Genomic DNA, 14,048 nt, shown 5'->3' with positions numbered 1-14,048 from the left:
GGCAGTGCCCGGCTTTTTTCTTTGCGCGCGCGGCCGACCGCTTACATGCGCGAGATGTGCCCGTTGTCGATGCGCACGCGGTCGCCGATGCGCAGGTCGCCCGGGTTTTGCACGTCGAAGGCGCGGTAGCCGCCGCGGTCGGTCTGCACCGAGACGCGGTAGCTCTCGTAGGCGCGCGGCCCGTTCTGCTGGGCCTCGATGGTGTTGCCCAGCAAGGCGCCGCCCACGAGGCCGAGCGCAGTGGCTGCGGCACGGCCGTTGCCGCGTCCGAACTGGTTGCCCACCACGCCGCCGATGAGGCCGCCCGCGATGGCACCACCACCCGTGGTGCCCACGCCCGCGGTTTCGCTGCGCAGTACCTCGATGTTGGCGACGTGGCCGTACTCGACGTAGGCCGCTTCCTGGTACTGGATCGCCCGCGGCGGGGCCTGGTAGGGATAGCGCGAGGTCTGGTAAACCGGGGCCGGCGCGACACAGGCCGTGAGCGTGGCCAGTGCGAGCACGGACGCCGTGACGGAAATGAAGCGCATTGAGATGTTCATGAAAGAGGCTCCTCGAAGAAAACAGCACGCGCCCGGACGGGCTGCATGCCTGCCTGTGTCTAACGCCTCAGCCGAAGCCGCGATGACGAAAGACACACGCTGAAACCTTCCGAGACGAACCACGCGCCGGCGGTTCCGTTCTTTACGCCTTGGATACTCAGGTGCCCTTCAGCTTTGCCGGAGCATCCCCACGAACTCAGTGCTTGCCGGTCGAGCCGTAGCCGCCCTCGCCGCGTTGCGAGGCCTCGAACTCGGCGACCACGCGAAACTGCGCCTGCACCACTGGCACGATCACCAGCTGCGCAAGCCGCTCCATCGGCTGCAGCACGAAGGGCGTGTTGCTGCGGTTCCAGGCGCTGACCTTCAGCTCGCCCTGGTAGTCGCTGTCGATCAGGCCGACGAGGTTGCCCAGCACGATGCCGTACTTGTGGCCCAGGCCCGAGCGCGGCAGGATCAGCGCGGCATAGGCCGGATCGGCCAGGTGGATCGCGATGCCGGTGCCCACCAGTTGCCAGGCATTGGGTTCGAGCGTGACCGGGGCATCGAGGCAGGCCCGCAGGTCGAGGCCGGCGCTTCCGGGGGTGGCATACGCGGGCAATTGATCCACCATGCGCGGATCGAGGATTCGGACGTCTACTTTCACTGACTTGCTGCCTTGTTTATTTCTGTTGCTGTTCTTTTTGCCTGCGCGCGGCCTCTTCGAGCACCTGCTGCCACTTGGCGACCCCGGGCCTCAGATTGAGCCCCTTGAGAAAACGCTTGCCGAACCAGGCCGCCGCGGCGGCGCCGAGGACGAGCACGGAGAGCGGCACGCCGATGGCCCACAGCACCAGGAACACCATCGCCCCCATGCCGGCCAGCACCTTGAGCGTGCCCAGGGGGATGGCCTTGGTGCCGTCCGCCTTCGCGGCCTCGCCACCCGGCGATTCACGCCGCGTGGCCACGGTGCCCTGCGCACCGGGCGAAGGCGTCATGCCGACGTCCAGCCCGTGCTCGGACTCCTTGCCGGGGACGCGGGCGGACTGGCCGGCCCGTGCCGACAGCTGCTCCACGTAGCGGGCGAAGTCGCCGTTGGGCGGTGTGTTGGATTCGGTGTTCATCAGGCCCTCCAATCAGGAAGTCGCGCGGCAATCTCCGTCATCAACTCGCGCGCCAGCCGGAGCTTGGGCGCACGGGGCAGTTCGCGCACGCCCTTCGCGTCCACGAGCAGCAAGGCGTTGTCGTCCTGCCCGAAGGTCAGCGGGCCGATGTTGCCCACCAGCAGCGGAATGCCCTTGCGCTCGCGCTTGGCCTTGGCGTGCTCGGCGAGGTTCTCGCTCTCGGCGGCGAAGCCCACGCAGAACAGCTTCCTGGCCTGGGCGCGCTCGCTCTTGGCCACCGTGAGCAGGATGTCGGGGTTCTCGACGAAGTGCAGCACCGGCGTCTGGCCGCTGCCGTCTTTCTTGATCTTCTGGTCGCTGTGCGTCGCCGGGCGCCAGTCGGCCACGGCGGCCGTTGCTACAAAAATGCTAGCTGCCTGCGCAGCGCGGGTGGTGGCTTCGAGCATCTCCTGCGCCGACAGCACGTCGATGCGGCTCACGCCGCGCGGGGTCGGCAGGTGCACCGGGCCGGCCACCAGCGTGACCTCGGCACCGGCCTCGCGCGCCGCGCGGGCGATGGCGAAACCCATCTTGCCGGACGAATGGTTGGTGATGCCGCGGATCGGGTCCAGCGCCTCGAAGGTCGGGCCGGCCGTGACGAGCACCTTCTGCCCTGCCAGCAGCTTGGGCTGGAAGAAGGCGGTGATGTCCTCGAGCAGCTGCGCCGGTTCGAGCATGCGCCCGTCGCCGGTTTCGCCGCAGGCCTGCCAGCCGCTGCCCACGCCCAACACGGTCGCGCCGTCGGCCGACACCTGCATCAGGTTGCGCTGCGTGGCCGGATGGGCCCACATCTCGCGGTTCATGGCCGGGGCGATCAACAGCGGCACGCGGTCGGTCGGACGCGCCAGGCACAGCAGGCTCAGCAGCTCGTCGGAGCGCCCTTGCACCAGCCGCGCGATGAAATCGGCGCTGCAGGGCGCCAGCACGATCGCATCGGCCTCGCGGCTCAAGTTGATGTGCGGCATGTTGTTCGGCTCGCGGGCGTCCCACTGCGAGGTGTAGACGGTGCGCCCCGAGAGCGCCTGCATGGTGACCGGCGTCATGAACTGCTCGGCCGCCTCGGTCATCACGACCTGGACGGTGGCGCCCGCCTTCACGAGCAGGCGGCACAGCTCGGCCGATTTGTAGCAGGCGATGCCCCCTGTTAGTCCGAGGACGATGTGTTTGCCGGCGAGATCTTGCATGGGACATATTGTTGCTCACATACCGACAAGATCAGGAACCGGATGGCCTTCGGCCGTGGAGGCACAAAGGGGACACCTATAATCGCAATTTCCCACTGCCCGGATTCACGCGTCCGGAACTGGCATGACCAAATTTGTCTTCGTCACCGGTGGTGTCGTATCTTCCCTTGGCAAGGGAATCGCCTCCGCCTCGCTCGCCGCGATCCTCGAATCGCGCGGCCTCCAAGTCACCCTCATCAAGCTCGATCCGTACATCAATGTCGACCCCGGCACGATGTCACCGTTCCAGCATGGCGAAGTGTTCGTCACCGATGACGGCGCCGAGACCGACCTCGACCTCGGCCACTACGAGCGCTTCATCAACACGCGGATGCGCAAGGCCAACAACTTCACGACCGGTCAGATCTACAAGACCGTGCTCGAGAAGGAACGCCGCGGCGACTACCTCGGCAAGACCGTCCAGGTCATTCCGCACATCACCAACGAAATCCAGGAATACATCAAGCGCGGCGCCGGCATCGGCACGGCGCATGAAGTGGACGTGGCCATCGTCGAAATCGGCGGCACCGTGGGCGACATCGAGTCGCTGCCCTTCCTGGAAGCCGTGCGCCAGATGAGCCTGCGCATGGGCCCGAACAACTCGGCCTTCGTGCACCTGAGCTATGTGCCCTGGATCGCCGCTGCTGGCGAGCTCAAGACCAAGCCCACGCAGCACACCGCCAAGGAACTGCGCGCCATCGGCATCCAGGCCGACGCCCTGCTGTGCCGCGCCGACCGGCCGATTCCCGACGACGAGCGCGCCAAGATCTCGCTGTTCTCGAACGTGCCCGAATGGGGCGTCATTTCGATGTGGGACGTGGACACCATCTACAAGGTGCCCCGCATGCTGCACGAACAGGGCCTGGACGGCCTGATCTGCGACAAGCTGCGCATCAACACCCCGCCGGCCAAGCTCACGCGCTGGGACGAGCTGGTGTACGAGGTCGAGCATCCGCAACAGGAAGTGTCGATTGCCATGGTTGGCAAGTACGTCGACCTGTCGGACAGCTACAAGTCGCTCAACGAGGCGCTGCGCCACGCCGGCATGAAGAACCATGCGCGCGTGAAGATCGACTACATCGACTCCGAGACCATCACGGCGCAAGACGTGTCGCGCCTGGCGAAATACGATGCCATCCTTGTGCCGGGCGGCTTCGGCCAGCGCGGCGTGGAAGGCAAGATCTCGGCCGCCCGCTTCGCCCGCGAATCGAAGGTGCCCTACCTGGGCATCTGCCTGGGCATGCAGGTCGCGACCATCGAGTACGCCCGCCACGTGGCCGGCCTCAAGAACGCCAACAGCACCGAGTTCGACCCGGAAACGCCCACCCCCGTGATCGCGCTGATCACCGAGTGGAAGGACCGCGACGGCACCGTGAAGACGCGCGACGAGAAGTCCGACCTCGGCGGCACCATGCGCCTGGGCGCGCAAAGCTCCGACGTCTCGCCGGGCACGCTGGCGCACAGCATCTACGGCGACGTGGTCACCGAGCGCCATCGCCACCGCTACGAAGCCAACGTCAACTACCTGGACGAGCTACGCAATGCCGGCCTCGTGATCTCGGCGCTCACGCAGCGCGAGCACCTGACCGAGATCGTCGAGCTGCCGCAGAACGTGCACCCGTGGTTCATGGGCGTGCAGTTCCACCCCGAGTTCAAGTCAACGCCGTGGGGCGGCCATCCGTTGTTCAACGCCTTCATCAAGGCGGCGCTCGACCACAAGGACAAGGGCGCTGGCAGCACCAACAAGACGCTCAAGGCAGTGGCATGAAGCTTTGCGGATTCGACATCGGGCTGGACCAGCCTTTCTTCCTGATCGCCGGCCCGTGCGTGGTCGAATCCGAGCAGCTGCAGATGGACACGGCCGGCACGTTGAAGGAAATCACGGCGTCGCTGGGCATCCCGTTCATCTTCAAGAGCAGCTTCGACAAGGCCAACCGCTCCTCGGGCACGAGCTTTCGCGGCCCGGGTCGCGACAAGGGCCTCGAGATCCTGGCCAAGGTGAAGCGCGAACTCGGCCTGCCCGTGCTGACCGATGTGCACACCCATGAAGACATCACCGAGGCCGCCAAGGTGGTCGACGTGCTGCAGACGCCCGCCTTCCTGTGCCGCCAGACCGACTTCATCCACGCCGCGGCGCAGTCGGGCAAGCCGGTGAACATCAAGAAGGGCCAGTTCCTCGCACCGCACGACATGAAGAACGTGATCGACAAGGCCCGCGCTGCCGCCAAGGAAGCCGGCCTGGACGAAGACAGCTTCATGGCCTGCGAGCGCGGCGCCAGCTTCGGCTACAACAACCTCGTCTCGGACATGCGCTCGCTCGCGATCATGCGCGAGACGAAGGCGCCCGTGGTGTTCGACGCCACGCACTCGGTGCAACTCCCCGGCGGCCAGGGCACCAGCTCGGGCGGCCAGCGCGAAATGGTGCCGGTGCTCTCGCGCGCGGCCGTGGCCGTGGGCGTGGCCGGTCTCTTCATGGAGACGCACCCCGACCCGAACAAAGCCCTGAGCGACGGCCCCAACGCCGTGCCGCTCAAGCACATGAAGGCCCTGCTCGAGACGCTCGTCGCGCTCGACCGGGTCACCAAGAAAAACGCTTTCCTCGAGGACAGTTTTCAAGCATGAGCAGCGGTTACGTCATCGCCCACGTCGAAGTTACCAATCCGACGCAGTACGAGGAATACAAGAAGTGGTCGAGCGTCGCGATGCAGGCGCACGGCGCCGAAGTCTGCGTGCGCGGCGGCCAGGTGCAGCCGCTCGAAGGCGACTGGAAGCCCACCCGCGTCGTCGTGCTCAAATTCCCCAGCTTCGAGAAGGCCAAGGCCTTCTACGAGACGCCCGAATACCTGAAGGCGCGTGAAGCGCGTGCCGGCGCCGCCATCATGAACATGATCGCGGTCGAAGGCCTTTGATTCCGTTTTTTGCCAGTCCACTCCACCAAGAGACCCAGAGAAAGAGATAGAGATGAGTGCAATCGTTGACATCGTCGGCCGCGAAATTCTCGACAGCCGAGGCAACCCCACCGTCGAGTGCGACGTGCTGCTCGAGTCGGGCACCATGGGCCGTGCGGCCGTGCCCTCGGGCGCTTCGACCGGTTCGCGCGAGGCCATCGAGCTGCGCGACGGCGACAAGAGCCGCTACCTCGGCAAGGGCGTGCTGAAGGCCGTCGAGAACATCAACACCGAGATCTCGGAAGCCGTGCTGGGCCTGGACGCCAGCGAACAGGCCTTCCTCGATCGCACGATGATCGACCTGGACGGCACCGACAACAAGGCCCGCCTGGGCGCCAACGCCACCCTCGCCGTCTCGATGGCCGTGGCCCGCGCCGCGGCCGAAGAGTCGGGCCTGCCGCTGTACCGCTACTTCGGCGGAATGGGCGGCATGCAGCTGCCGGTGCCGATGATGAACGTCATCAACGGCGGCGCGCACGCCAACAACAGCCTGGACCTGCAAGAGTTCATGATCATCCCCGTGGGCGCCAAGAGCTTCCGCGAGGCCGTGCGTTACGGCGCCGAAGTGTTCCACGCCCTGAAGAAAATCCTGGGCGACCGCGGCATCAGCACGGCCGTGGGCGACGAAGGCGGCTTCGCCCCCAGCGTCGAGAGCCACGAAGCGGCCATCCAGCTGATCCTGGAAGCCATCGACAAGGCCGGCTACACCGCCGGCGAACAGATCGCCCTGGGCCTGGACTGCGCGGCCAGCGAGTTCTACAAGGACGGCAAGTACGTGCTGTCGGGCGAAAACCTGTCACTCACGGCCGAAAGCTGGACCGACATGCTCGCGACCTGGGTCGACAAGTACCCGATCATCAGCATCGAAGACGGCATGCACGAAGGCGACTGGGACGGCTGGAAGCACCTGACCGAACGCCTGGGCAAGCGCGTGCAGCTGGTGGGCGACGACCTGTTCGTCACCAACACCAAGATCCTGCAAGAAGGCATCGACAAGGGCATCGCCAACTCGATCCTGATCAAGATCAACCAGATCGGCACGCTGACCGAGACCTTCGCCGCCATCGAGATGGCCAAGCGCGCGGGCTACACGGCCGTCATCTCGCACCGTTCGGGCGAAACCGAAGACAGCACCATCGCCGACATCGCCGTGGGCACCAACGCCGGCCAGATCAAGACCGGCTCGCTGTCGCGTTCGGACCGCATCGCCAAGTACAACCAGCTGCTGCGCATCGAAGAAGACCTCGGCGACATCGCCGTCTACCCGGGCCGCGGCGCGTTCTACAACCTCAAGTAGCGCCTCGCAGCCTGCATGCGCGCGCGCTTCGTCCCTCCTCTCATCCTGGTGCTGCTGCTGGTCATCCTGCAGTGGCAGCTGTGGAACGGGCGCGGCAGCGTGCGCGAGGTCGCCCAGCTGAGGACCCAGCTGGCCGACCAGAAGGACGCCAACGCCAAGGCCGCCCTCAACAACGAGCGGCTCGCGTCCGAAGTCAATGACCTGAAAGACGGCCTCGAGATGGTCGAGGAACGCGCCCGCGCGGAACTCGGCATGGTCAAACCGAACGAAGTCTTCGTGCAGATCGCGCACTGATCCTTTCTTTCGCCGCTTCTCGATGCCAGAGCTTCTCTCGGCCTCCGCCTTTGCGCTGTGGGGTTCTCCCGTCACCTGGCTCGAGCTCGTCGCCGCCGTGCTCGCGCTCGCGATGGTCGGCTGCAACATGCGCGAGATCCACTGGGGCTGGCCGCTGGCGATCGTCAGCTCGCTGCTCTACGTGGTGGTGTTCGCCAACGCGCGCATCTACGGCGACGCCGCCCTTCAAGTTTTTTTCGCTTTCGTCGCCCTGTGGGGCTGGGCGCAATGGCTGCGCGGCTTTCGCGCCGACGGCAGCGCCTTGCGGGTCAGCCGGCTGTCGCCGCGCGGCACCGCATACGCCCTCGTGGCCTGCGCCATTGCGTGGCCTGTGGTCGCCCTCTTCCTGCGTCGCTTCACCAACACCGACGTGCCCTGGTGGGACGGCTTCGTCACCGGCCTGAGCCTGGTCGGGCAGTTCCTGCTCGGACGCAAGTTCATCGAGAACTGGCTCATCTGGCTGGCCGTGAACGTGGTCAGCGTGGGCCTGTTCATCCACAAGGGCTTGTGGCTCACGACGGGGCTGTACGCGGTGTTCGCCGTGCTCAGCGTGGCCGGCTTCCTGGCATGGCAGCGACGCCTGCCGAAGGCCACGGCGAAGGCGGTGCCGGCATGACGCCGAACCTGCCGACCGGCTGCGTCATCGCGCTCGTGGGCGCCGAGAGCACGGGCAAGACCGAGCTCTCGCGCGCCATCGCACAGCGCCTGCAGGACCGCGGCACGCCCGTCACGCTGGTGGGCGAGTACCTGCGCGAATGGTGCGAACGCGAAGGCCGCACGCCGCGCCCCGACGAACAACAAGCCATCGCCGACGAACAGATGCGCCGCATCGACGCCGCTGCCGCCACGGGCGTGGTGGTGGCTGACACCACGGCGCTCATGACGGCGGTCTACAGCGAGCAGCTGTTCGCCGACACCTCGCTGTACGACAGCGCCTTGGCCGCGCAGCGGCGCTACGCCATCACGCTGCTCACCGCGCTCGACCTGCCCTGGGTGGCCGACGACATGCGCGACGGCCCGCATGCGCGCCAGCCGACCGACACGCTGGTGCGCGCCGCGCTCACGCGCGCCGGGCTCTCGTATTCGGTCGTGCACGGCAGCGGCGGCGAGCGGCTGGCGAACGCCTGGAACGCGATCAACACCATCGCCGGCAACGAAGGCCGCGCCCGCACGCGCACCCGCCGCGATGCCAAGCCCGCCTCGTGGACATGGCCTTGCGAGAAGTGTTCCGACCCGGAATGCGAACATAAGCTCTTCAGCGACCTGATGGCGCGCCGCGACCCGCCCTGAGCCTTCCGGCTCCTGCGCGTTCGCGCGCCCTCTCCCCTTCACCGGAGACCCAATGCCCGTTTCGATTGCTGTGCGCTCTGCCTCGCGCACTCCCGCCGCCGCTTTCCTCGCCCTGCTGCTGACCGCCGGTGCCGCTTCTGCGGCGCCCGTTGCCGCCACCGTCGAGAACGCCACCACCTCCACGGCCTGCGCCGAGGAAGACAACGTGTCGATGGTGCTGCGCGGCGACGGCATCCGCAAAATGCGCATCGAAGCGCTGCAGCCCAGCTACCTGGGCACCATCGGCAACGACGTCACCGCGCCCGATTTCTCGGGCTGCAATTTCGACGGCGGCGCCCACCCCACCGACCCGGCGCACCGCTTCAAGAAGCGCACCGTCGTGCTGCTCGACAACGCGCAGTGGCGCATCGTCGGCATGACGCTGCCGACCTTCTGGCGGCCGGCGCGCGTGCCGGTGCAGGTCGGCGCGCGCCACGACCGCGGCTTTCATCTGCTGCAGGTGTTCAAGAAGGAGAACGGCAAGGCGCTCGAAGCCATCGTGCTCTACCCCTCCGATGGCTACTGGCGCCTCAAGCCGCTGCCCGAAGCGCGCTTCGGCGATGGCGTGTACGGCTCGTCGTTCCTGCTCGGCCCGGTCGTGCAGGCCGGGCGACCGGTGGTGGACATCGCGTCGATCCGCGTCGTGCCGCAACCGCTGGCCATCCACCTGCGCTTCACCGACGGCGGCAGCGCCGTGGCGCGCGTGACCGAGATCAGCCGCACCCGCACCGCGCTCGACGTGACGCTCTCCAAGCCCACAGCCAGCGCCAAGCAGCCCTTCGCGGTGCTGCGCTCGATGTACGTGGCGCCCGACAACGCCGACATGAGCGAGGTGCGCTGGCAGGCTTCGCCGAAGGCGGCCGAGCAGGCGTTGCCGCTGCCCGAGGTGAAGACGCTGAACGCCACGCAGGTGCGCTTCGGCCGCAGCCTGCCGTCGAAGCACAACACGAGCGCGCCCGACATCGCATTCGGCGGCTTCGACGACGAAGCGCGCTGAGCTCAGGCCGCGCGCCGCACCTCGCCGGGCGTGAGGCCCAGCACGCGGCGCATGCAGCGCGCCATGTGGCTCTGGTGCGAGAAGCCGCTCTCGAGCGCCACGAGGCTCGCGGGCATCTCGCTGTTCAGCAACAGGCTGCGCGCACGGTCGACGCGGCGGTGCACCACGTAGGCATGCACCGCCTGGCCGGTGGAGCGCTTGAACTGCGTCTTCAGGTGCGAGGCGCTCAGGCCCGCGACCTCGGCCAGCGCGGCCAGCGACAGGTCGCCGTCCAGGTGCGCCTCGATGAACTCCGTGACGCGCTTCAGTTGCAGCCGGGTCAGCCCCTGCGCGGGTGACGGCGCCACCTGCGGGCCCGCCGCGATCAGCTGCACCGCGAGTGCGGTGCCCAGGCTGTCGGTGTAGAGCCGGCCATTGGGAAAGCCCGCGCGCCGCTCGGCGTCGAGCGCCCAGGCGATGTGCTCGATCTGCGGGTCGCGGAACTGATGGCGTTCGCCGAGTACCGCGCGCTCGGCCGGCAGGCCCATCTCGTCGGCCGTGCGCACCAGCAGTGCGGGCGCCATGCGCACCACGACCGAGGTGCTCGGCGACTCTTCATGCCAGATGTCGGTGCTGCCGGCCGGCAGGATGTCGAGGTCGCCGCGCGTGTAGAGAAAGCGATGGAACTGGCAGGCGCCTGCCACCGGTGCGCCCGCGTGCAGCTTGAGGCGGTGGTCGGGCAGCGCCTCGTAGCCAACGACCCCGCCGGGGGTCTGGCGCACGTCGACGCGCAGGCTGTCGGTGGCGGGCGGCGCGACGAAGCTGTCGGCCGACAGCGCCACCTCGCACGCCACACCACCGTGCGCGTGCAGATCGGTGTCCAGATCGGTATCGCTCATCGAAACATTATGGGCCGCGCGCGGCGTGCATGCTGTCGACCGTTTGTGCTCCCCCACGGCTGAACGTGCGCGACCGCAAACCGTGCGATCCGGATCATCGACGGCCATGAACACCACACCCCACACCCCCTACGCAGGCAAGAAAGCCGTCATCACCGGCGGCACCCTCGGCATGGGCCTGGCCACCGCGCAGGCGCTGCTCGACGGTGGCGCCGACGTGCTCGTGACCGGCCGCAATCCGAAGAACCTGGAGGCCGCGCGCCGCGTGCTCGGCCCGCGCGCGCACGTGCTGGCATCCGACACGGCCTCACTGGCCGACATCGACACCCTCGCCGCCACGGCGCGCGAGCGCTTCGGCCGCATCGACCTGCTGCACATCAACGCGGGCATCTCGTCGCTCGAGCCCTTCGAGCAGGTGACCGAGGCCGGCTACGACCGTGCCTTTGCGGTCAACACCAAGGGCCCGTTCTTCACGGTTCAGCGCCTCGCACCGCTGATGCCTGCGGGCAGCGCCATCGTCTTCACCTCGTCCATTGCCGACGAAGGCGGCATGCACGGCATGAGCGTGTACAGCGCCACGAAGGCCGCATTGCGCTCGATGGCCTCGGGCTTCGCGGCCGAACTGGTGACGCGCGGCATCCGCGTGAACGTGGTGAGCCCCGGCTTCATCGACACGCCCACGCTCGGCGTGACCGACGCGAGCGCCGAGGAGCGCGCCGAGTTCATGCGCCTGGGCGACCAGATCACGCCGATGCGGCGCCACGGCACGTCGGCCGAAGTGGCGCGCGCGGTGCTGTTCTTCGCCTTCGAGGCGACCTTCACGACCGGCGCGCGCCTCACCGTCGACGGCGGGCTGGGCCAGGGCCTGACGCCGGGCGCAGTCTGATCCGATCTCTCACCAAGGACCTCACAACATGACCGACGTTTCCCTCATCGGCCTCGGCCCCATGGGCATCGCCCTCGCGCGCGCCCTTCAAGCATCGAAGTTCACGCTGACGGTGTGGAACCGCACCGCCGAGCGCGCAAAGCCTCTGTTGAACCAGGGCACAGTGCTCGCACCAACCGCCCTGGCCGCCGTGCAGGCCAGCCCCGTGGTGCTGGTCTGCGTGGCCGACTACCCGGCGTCGCGCGCTATCCTCGCCACGCCCGGCGTTCACGACGCGCTGCGCGGCAAGGTGCTGGTGCAGCTGAGCACCGGCACGCCGCAGGACGCACGCGACGACTGGGCCGCGCTGAGCGGCGTGGCGTACCTCGACGGCGCCCTGCTCGCCACGCCGGGGCAGATCGGCCGGCCCGACACGCCGCTCTTCATCTCGGGCGAGGCACGCGCCCTCGCCGCCTGCCGACCGCTGCTCGAAGCCATCGCCGGCAACATCCAGCACATGGGCGAGCCGATCGGCAACGCCGCGGCCTGGGACCTGGCCACGCTGTCGTGCATGTTCGGCGCGATGAGCGGGTTCTTCCACGGCGTGCGCATCTGCGAAGCCGAAGGACTGCCGGTGGACGGGTTCTCTCAGATGATCGGCGCGATCTCGCCGGTGCTCGGCGAAATGATCCAGGCCGAGGGCGAGGCGATCCACGCCGGCCAGTACGGCGAGCCCGAAAGCTCGATGGCCACCTGCGCGGGCTCGGGCCGGCTGTTCGTGAAGCAGGCGCGCGAGGCGCAGCTCGATGCGAGCTTTCCGGAGTTCCTGAAGGGGCAGTTCGACCGCGCGCTGGGCGCGGGCCTGGGCAACGAGCGCCTGGCTGCGATGGTCAAGGTGCTGCGGCAGCCGGCCTGACCGGCTGCACGGGGCCGCCTACTGGACGACCGGGCTGCCCGGCAGCTGGTCGCCCAGCGGCTTGAACAGCTGCGCGGTGTCGATCGCGTCGAAGCGGTACTGCTTGCCGCAGAAGTCGCAGCCGACCTCGATGTCGCCGCGCTCGGCCAGGATTTCCTCGGCCTCTTCCACACCGAGGCCGCGAATCATCTGCGCCACGCGCTCGCGGCCGCAGGTGCACGCGAAATGCGGGCCCAGCAGGCCGGCCTGCGGTTCGAAGCGCAGCAGCTTTTCTTCCCAGAACAGGCGGCGCAGGATGGTCTCGACGTCGAGCGTGAGCAGCTCGTCGCGCGTGAGGCTCGACGCGAGGATCGAGATGCGGTTGTATTCCTCGTTGCGGCCGATGCGGTCTTCGCTGGCTTGGTCGCGGTCCTTGTCGGAGGTGCCTTCGAGGTTGCCCTCGCCCTTCACCGGCAGGCGCTGGATCAGCAGGCCGGCCGCCACCTTGTCGTCGGCCGCGAGCACCAGCGTGGTGTCGAGCTGCTCGCTTTGCAGCATGTAGTGCTGCAGCACGTCGCTGAGCTTGCCCAGCTTCTCGCCGTCGTCGCCGAACAGCGGCACGACGCCCTGGTACGGCGTGGCGCCCGGCAGCTTGTCTTTCGGGTCGAGCGTGATCGCGCAGCGGCCCTTGTTGTTCACGTTGACCATGTCGGGCAGGTGCGCGTCGGCCGGCAGGTCGCCGATCACCTTGGCGGTGGCACGCAGGCTCAGGTCGGGCTTGGCCTCGGCCACGGCCACCTTCACGGGGCCGTCGCCGAAGATCTGCAGGATCAACGCGCCGTTGAACTTGATGTTCGACTGCATCAGCGTGGCCGCGGCCGTCATCTCGCCGAGCAGTTCGGCCACCGGCGGCGGGTACGGGCCGGTGGCGGTGTTGGAGGCGCGCCGCGCAAGGATCTCCTGCCACGCATCCGTCAGGCGCACGATCATGCCGCGCACCGGCAGGCCATCGAACAGGAATTTGTGCAGCTCGCTCAAAACGGAATCTTTCTCTCTGTGCCTGCGCGGAGTCAGGCGATTTTCTTGAGGCCCTTCGCGAAGCGATGGGCGTTTTCTACGTAGTGCTCGGCGCTTTGCCGCAGCTTGGCGGCGGCGGCATCGTCGAGCGTGCGCACCACCTTGGCGGGCGAGCCGATGATGAGGGAGTTGTCGGGAAACTCCTTGCCCTCGGTCACGACGCTGCCGGCGCCAACGATCGAATTGCGGCCGATCCTGGCGTTATTCAAGACCACCGCCTGGATGCCGATCAGCGAGTTGTCGCCGATGGTGCAGCCGTGCAGCATCACCTGGTGCCCCACCGTCACGTTGTCGCCGATGGTCAGCGGGCAGCCGATGTCGGCGTGCAGCACTGACAGGTCCTGGATGTTGCTGTTGCGCCCGATGGTCAGCACCTCGGTGTCGCCGCGCAGCACGGCGCCGAACCAGACGCTCGCGTTCTCTGCCAGTTCGACATTGCCCATGACCTGGGCGCTGTCCGCGACCCATGCGCCTTCGCCAAGGCGCGGTGCAATGCCATCCAATTCGTAAATCGCCATCGTGGTT

At 67.7% G+C, this 14,048-nt stretch carries 17 protein-coding genes; 10 read left to right on the top strand and 7 right to left on the bottom strand.

Annotation, left to right across the window (positions count from 1 at the left end):
• Positions 1–41: 41 nt before the first annotated feature.
• The 4 genes from AC1RL8_RS10265 to coaBC all read right to left on the bottom strand — a co-directional run bounded on the left by AC1RL8_RS10265 (position 42) and on the right by coaBC (position 2,865).
• Positions 42–542 carry a glycine zipper 2TM domain-containing protein gene (locus AC1RL8_RS10265; RefSeq protein WP_062474665.1) on the bottom strand — a complete coding sequence of 167 codons (501 nt, stop codon included), beginning with the start codon at positions 540–542 and terminating at the stop codon, positions 42–44.
• 196 nt (positions 543–738) lie between these two features.
• Complete coding sequence (gene dut, locus AC1RL8_RS10260; protein ID WP_492685210.1) at positions 739–1,185, bottom strand: dUTP diphosphatase; 447 nt, start codon at positions 1,183–1,185, stop codon at positions 739–741.
• 16 nt (positions 1,186–1,201) lie between these two features.
• The gene (locus tag AC1RL8_RS10255; RefSeq protein ID WP_492685209.1) at positions 1,202–1,642 is read right to left on the bottom strand and encodes a hypothetical protein; all 441 of its coding nucleotides are present in this window, start codon (positions 1,640–1,642) and stop codon (positions 1,202–1,204) included.
• Complete coding sequence (coaBC, locus tag AC1RL8_RS10250) at positions 1,642–2,865, bottom strand: bifunctional phosphopantothenoylcysteine decarboxylase/phosphopantothenate--cysteine ligase CoaBC (RefSeq protein ID WP_095947300.1); 1,224 nt, start codon at positions 2,863–2,865, stop codon at positions 1,642–1,644. The genes AC1RL8_RS10255 and coaBC overlap by 1 nt, the downstream gene beginning before the upstream one ends.
• A 124-nt stretch (positions 2,866–2,989) precedes the next feature.
• Between coaBC and pyrG the strand changes: the two genes are divergently transcribed.
• Genes pyrG through AC1RL8_RS10210 form a run of 8 tightly spaced genes read left to right on the top strand, consistent with a single transcriptional unit; the run spans position 2,990 to position 9,808 of the window.
• Positions 2,990–4,672, top strand: coding sequence for a CTP synthase (pyrG, locus tag AC1RL8_RS10245; protein WP_062474658.1), 1,683 nt, complete (start codon positions 2,990–2,992; stop codon positions 4,670–4,672).
• The gene (gene kdsA / locus AC1RL8_RS10240; RefSeq protein ID WP_062474657.1) at positions 4,669–5,526 is read left to right on the top strand and encodes a 3-deoxy-8-phosphooctulonate synthase; all 858 of its coding nucleotides are present in this window, start codon (positions 4,669–4,671) and stop codon (positions 5,524–5,526) included. The genes pyrG and kdsA overlap by 4 nt, the downstream gene beginning before the upstream one ends.
• Positions 5,523–5,813 carry a DUF1330 domain-containing protein gene (locus AC1RL8_RS10235; protein ID WP_062474654.1) on the top strand — a complete coding sequence of 97 codons (291 nt, stop codon included), beginning with the start codon at positions 5,523–5,525 and terminating at the stop codon, positions 5,811–5,813. Before kdsA ends, AC1RL8_RS10235 begins: the two co-directional genes overlap by 4 nt.
• Positions 5,814–5,865: 52 nt before the next feature.
• On the top strand, positions 5,866–7,149 hold the full coding sequence (gene eno / locus AC1RL8_RS10230) for a phosphopyruvate hydratase (RefSeq protein WP_062474653.1): 1,284 nt from the start codon (positions 5,866–5,868) through the stop codon (positions 7,147–7,149).
• Positions 7,150–7,164: 15 nt separating this feature from the next.
• The gene (ftsB, locus tag AC1RL8_RS10225) at positions 7,165–7,443 is read left to right on the top strand and encodes a cell division protein FtsB (RefSeq protein WP_070059525.1); all 279 of its coding nucleotides are present in this window, start codon (positions 7,165–7,167) and stop codon (positions 7,441–7,443) included.
• A 22-nt stretch (positions 7,444–7,465) separates the two neighbouring features.
• Complete coding sequence (gene pnuC / locus AC1RL8_RS10220) at positions 7,466–8,098, top strand: nicotinamide riboside transporter PnuC (RefSeq protein ID WP_159272454.1); 633 nt, start codon at positions 7,466–7,468, stop codon at positions 8,096–8,098.
• Positions 8,095–8,772, top strand: coding sequence for an AAA family ATPase (locus AC1RL8_RS10215; RefSeq protein WP_492685705.1), 678 nt, complete (start codon positions 8,095–8,097; stop codon positions 8,770–8,772). Before pnuC ends, AC1RL8_RS10215 begins: the two co-directional genes overlap by 4 nt.
• A gap of 52 nt (positions 8,773–8,824) precedes the next feature.
• The gene (locus tag AC1RL8_RS10210; RefSeq protein WP_492685208.1) at positions 8,825–9,808 is read left to right on the top strand and encodes a hypothetical protein; all 984 of its coding nucleotides are present in this window, start codon (positions 8,825–8,827) and stop codon (positions 9,806–9,808) included.
• Between the two features lie 2 nt (positions 9,809–9,810).
• Here the strand turns inward: AC1RL8_RS10210 and AC1RL8_RS10205 are convergent, their stop codons facing one another.
• Complete coding sequence (locus tag AC1RL8_RS10205) at positions 9,811–10,686, bottom strand: AraC family transcriptional regulator (protein ID WP_492685207.1); 876 nt, start codon at positions 10,684–10,686, stop codon at positions 9,811–9,813.
• A gap of 106 nt (positions 10,687–10,792) precedes the next feature.
• Between AC1RL8_RS10205 and AC1RL8_RS10200 the strand changes: the two genes are divergently transcribed.
• Together AC1RL8_RS10200 and AC1RL8_RS10195 are read left to right on the top strand one after the other, a co-directional pair.
• Positions 10,793–11,572, top strand: a complete 780-nt coding sequence (locus AC1RL8_RS10200) for an SDR family oxidoreductase (protein ID WP_492685206.1) — start codon at positions 10,793–10,795, stop codon at positions 11,570–11,572.
• Positions 11,573–11,600: 28 nt separating this feature from the next.
• A complete protein-coding gene (locus AC1RL8_RS10195; RefSeq protein ID WP_492685205.1) occupies positions 11,601–12,467 on the top strand; it encodes an NAD(P)-dependent oxidoreductase in 867 nt (288 codons plus the stop codon).
• A gap of 18 nt (positions 12,468–12,485) precedes the next feature.
• Here the strand turns inward: AC1RL8_RS10195 and hslO are convergent, their stop codons facing one another.
• Positions 12,486–13,484, bottom strand: coding sequence for an Hsp33 family molecular chaperone HslO (gene hslO, locus AC1RL8_RS10190; protein ID WP_492685204.1), 999 nt, complete (start codon positions 13,482–13,484; stop codon positions 12,486–12,488).
• A 32-nt stretch (positions 13,485–13,516) separates the two neighbouring features.
• Entirely contained in the window at positions 13,517–14,041 is a 525-nt protein-coding gene (locus tag AC1RL8_RS10185) for a gamma carbonic anhydrase family protein (RefSeq protein WP_099796276.1), read from the bottom strand.
• Positions 14,042–14,048: the final 7 nt, after the last annotated feature.

Source organism: Variovorax sp. GW822-FHT04E09, assembly GCF_058800845.1.
This window is presented reverse-complemented; position numbering and strand designations above follow the sequence as displayed.